At 63.6% G+C, this 3,754-nt stretch carries 3 protein-coding genes; 1 reads left to right on the top strand and 2 read right to left on the bottom strand.

Annotation, left to right across the window (positions count from 1 at the left end):
• Nucleotides 1-1,120 precede the first annotated feature (1,120 nt).
• Together GSQ89_RS36395 and GSQ89_RS36390 are read right to left on the bottom strand one after the other, a co-directional pair.
• The gene (locus tag GSQ89_RS36395) at nucleotides 1,121-2,152 is read right to left on the bottom strand and encodes an acyl-CoA dehydrogenase family protein (RefSeq protein ID WP_158933008.1); all 1,032 of its coding nucleotides are present in this window, start codon (nucleotides 2,150-2,152) and stop codon (nucleotides 1,121-1,123) included.
• A complete protein-coding gene (locus GSQ89_RS36390) occupies nucleotides 2,149-2,973 on the bottom strand; it encodes a class II aldolase/adducin family protein (RefSeq protein WP_158933007.1) in 825 nt (274 codons plus the stop codon). Before GSQ89_RS36390 ends, GSQ89_RS36395 begins: the two co-directional genes overlap by 4 nt.
• Nucleotides 2,974-3,060: 87 nt before the next feature.
• Between GSQ89_RS36390 and GSQ89_RS36385 the strand changes: the two genes are divergently transcribed.
• A partial coding sequence (locus GSQ89_RS36385) for a M28 family peptidase (protein ID WP_158933006.1) occupies nucleotides 3,061-3,754 on the top strand: 694 nt, incomplete at its 3' end.

The raw sequence follows: 3,754 nt of genomic DNA, 5'->3' as shown, positions 1-3,754 counted from the left end.
GCCAAACGTCGGAAGCTGAGTAGAATCAATACCGTGCGGCTTGTACAGCGAAATATTGCGTTCAGGACTCAAAAATCGTGCCAGACAGCCGTGGGCATGTCCCGGCCACCCACGACTTCACCGCCGCTTCCACCGGAGACCGCCTGCCACCAACCCCGACAGACGCGGCCCACCCTCAATCGTTAACGGACAGCACCATGATCGGATCGGCGATCTAACCATCCTTTAGACCTTGCTCGGCCTGATCTTCCCCGGTCTTGCGAGGCGTCGTAACATAAATCAAAAGAGCGCGCGTTCGCCCAAGTGTGTTTGAATCGGTGACCGGTGTTATGGTGCAGCTTTGCCGTCAAGAGTCGGTTGCTCTCGGCGTTATGGTTTTTGGATGGGATTTGAACCGTACTGATCAATGCACTCGCGGACTCAGTCACCTGGTTTCCGTACGGAATGGTAATACTGGCCGTTGCACTGCCACCCGTTTGGATCGAACCCGACGAAATATCGGCGAATGAGGGAATGGAACCAGGATCGTTGATAAACTGCGTTCTGTTTGCAAGTGCCTCATCCCTGTAGAAAGAGGCAATGCCATTTGCTGCAAGTGTCGTATTACGACTTAACTGAGTGTCTGTACAACCGACAAATACAAGAGCGACCAAACTAAATAAAGCCAGTTTCCATCGATATCGTAGCCAATTCTGATTCTTGTATTCTGGGTTCAGCTTAACAACGGGCATGTCCAGCGTGGAACTCCGCCCAATGATAACCCGAGGCCTATCCATAAGTCTTGCGACTAATCTATGTCTCATCCTGCTTACGCCTCCCTTGCCACGAAGATGCTTCCTCGGCATCGACAGTAGTCTACAAAGGCGTAATATTACCATTCCGGACCGATATCTTTCACAGATCGACCCGTCGGCGCAAGATGGAGATTCGATTTGTTACACGATACTGCTTAATGCGAAGTGACGGCGCCGCGTTGAGATGTGATTAAGGACATCTAGCGATCACCGGGGGGTGATCAGCAGACAGAGGGACGAACTTGTTCCTGGAAACCAGTCGATTGCCCGTCGGTAGCGAAGGGCGGACCGATCCTCAACAACAACCCGTCACGTCCATGCCGATATCAAGCAGCCGTAATCTCCTCCCACAGCCGATCCGCCCCAGCCCGCGCCATATGCCGCCCCAGCAACCGGTGCCACACCGCATCCTTGCCGAACTCATCCCGCCAAGACCACAACCGGCGCGTCAGGAAATGCAGATCGTGCTCGAACGTGAAGCCGATCGCCCCATGCACCTGATGCGCGATCGCCGCCGCGATCCCAGCCGCCTCCCCTGCCCTGGCCTTCCCCGCCGCGATCGGCAGGATCTTCACCCCATCTGCCACTGCTTCCGCCGCCATCCCGGCCGCCGCCACCGCCGCGGCCGTCTGCCCCGCCATCACCGCCAAATTCTGTTGCACCGCCTGGAACTTGCCGATCGGCCGGCCGAACTGCACCCGGTCCTGCGCGTATTGCGTCGTCATCTCAGTCAACCGCGTCAGCGCCCCGGCGATCTGCTGAGTCCGCATCGCCGCCCCCATCGCCAGCAGATCCACATCCGCCGTCGCAACGGCGATCGCCACCCCATCCAGCCGCACCGTATCCCGAGGCTCCCGAGCCACGTTCTCGCCAGCCTCGATCGTCCAAGCCTCCCGCCCGACCAGCGCCGCACGCCCCTCCGCCAACACCACCAGCCGATCGACATCCCGCGCCCACGGCACCCGGGTCAGCGTCCCCGACACACCCCACCCACCATCCATCTGGGTCAGCATCACCACTTCGCCGTTCCGCACCGGCCCAACCGTCAGCGGCCCGTCCGGAATCTCCAGCCCGGCCCCGGCCAGCAGCCAACTCGCCAGCATCGTCTCCGCCAGCGGGATCGGCGCAGCATGGGCGCCTGCCACCGTCAGCAGCGACAGCGCATCGGCCACCGCGACACCGAATCCACCCGCCGCCTCCGGCACCAGCGCGCGATGCAGCCCGGCCTCCTCCACCGCCGCCCATAACGAGGCCGGCCAGGCGCCCTGATCGGCCGACCGCCGGACAGCGGTATCGCAGTGTGCCGTGAACAGCCGGTCCGCGGTCTCCCGCAGCATGCTTCCTTCGGAATCGCTCATGATTTCCCCATCGCGTGCTGTTTCCACATCGCCCACGGCCGCTCCACCAGCGTATCGACGGTCTTCGACGCGGCGGCGGCTTCCTCCGGACTCAGGAACGTCACCGGCCCCAGCCGCAGCGCCTCCGCCTCCATACGCGCATTCACTTCCGTATACACTGCTCGATAGACAACATGATGCAACGACTGCGCCGCCGCCACCGACCCGTGCCCGCGCATCAGCATCACCGGATGATCGCCCATCGCCTCCGCCAGTGCATGCCCCAGCGACGGATTGCGGATCAGCATATCCGTGGCCGGCCCGCCGGCATCACGGATGTCGAACACCGGCGCGCCCGTCCCCAGAAAACTTGACATATGGTTCATCGGCCGCAGCGCCACCTTGGTATCGGCGAACGGAATCACCGCCGGCGAGTGGCTATGCACGATCGCGATCACGTCGGGCCGGACCTTGTACAGTTCGCCATGAATGAACCGCTCCAGGTACGATGTCCGCCCGCGCGGATCCACCGGCACGCTGTCCAGGTCGTATTCCATGATGTCGTCCCGAGTCACCAGCACCGGCGCCATGCTGCGCGCCAGCAGATAGCGGTTCGGGTCCTTGTCGTGCCGCACGCTGACATGGCCGAACCCATCGACGACACCCTGGTCGTACAAGATGCGGTTGGCCGCCACCAGATCGTCCAGCAGCGTCCCCTCGGCCGGCCCCGCGGACACCGGCGCCGCCCGAACCCCTGACGGCAACGCGGCCGCCGCCACAGCCGCGGCCAGCAAGCCGCGACGGCCGAGCAACGCTGGCCCGCAGCAAAGGCAGATGGACATTTTTAGCTCCTCCCATTTGTTGTCTAGCCATTACCCGCGTTTAAACCAGATAATACCGTCGATTCCGATCCCGATAGGACTATGCCCATGCCCAGACCGACTCCCCAGACCATCAAGGCGGCGGTCCACGCCCAGCGCGCCACCATGCAGGCGCTGTTCGACCAGTTGCGCCAAGATGGCCTGGACGAACCCGGCGTCTCCCGCGACCCGTACGGCGCCGGCGAACAGCGGGCACACGCCACGGTTACCAAAGCCGCCGAAGCCATGGAGCTGGAGATCAGCCACGACGCCGCCGCCAACCTCTACATGACCCTGCCCGGCCGCGACCGCTCCGCGCCGGCCCTGGTGATCGGCTCGCATCTCGATTCGGTGCCGCATGGCGGCAACTTCGACGGCGCCGCCGGCGTCCTCGCCGGCCTGGCAACCGTCGGCGCCCTGCGGGCCCTGGACCTGACGCCCGAATGCGACATCGTCGTCATGGGCATCCGCGCCGAGGAAAGCGTCTGGTTTCAGGTCTCCTACATCGGCAGCCGCGGCAGCCTCGGCACCTTGCCCGACGGCGCGCTGGACGTCCGCCGTGTCGACACCGGCCGCACCCTGGCCGACCACATCGCCGAATGCGGCGGCAACCCCGACTCGCTGCGCGCCCGCGCCCGCCATTTCGATCCGTCCCGCATCCGCGCCTACCTGGAACTGCACATCGAGCAGGCCCCCAGCCTGGTGGAAGCCCGTCGCTCCGTCGCAGTCTGCACCGGTATCCCGGGCAATTTCCGCTACACCG

Source organism: Acidisphaera sp. S103, assembly GCF_009765975.1.
Taxonomy (GTDB): Bacteria; Pseudomonadota; Alphaproteobacteria; order Acetobacterales; family Acetobacteraceae; genus Rhodopila.
This window is presented reverse-complemented; position numbering and strand designations above follow the sequence as displayed.

Bases quoted from the DNA above. Each gene is read 5' to 3' on its own strand.
- GSQ89_RS36390 (WP_158933007.1), bottom strand. From the start codon at position 2,973: ATGTCCATCTGCCTTTGCTGCGGGCCAGCGTTGCTCGGCCGTCGCGGC.
- GSQ89_RS36395 (WP_158933008.1), bottom strand. From the start codon at position 2,152: ATGAGCGATTCCGAAGGAAGCATGCTGCGGGAGACCGCGGACCGGCTG.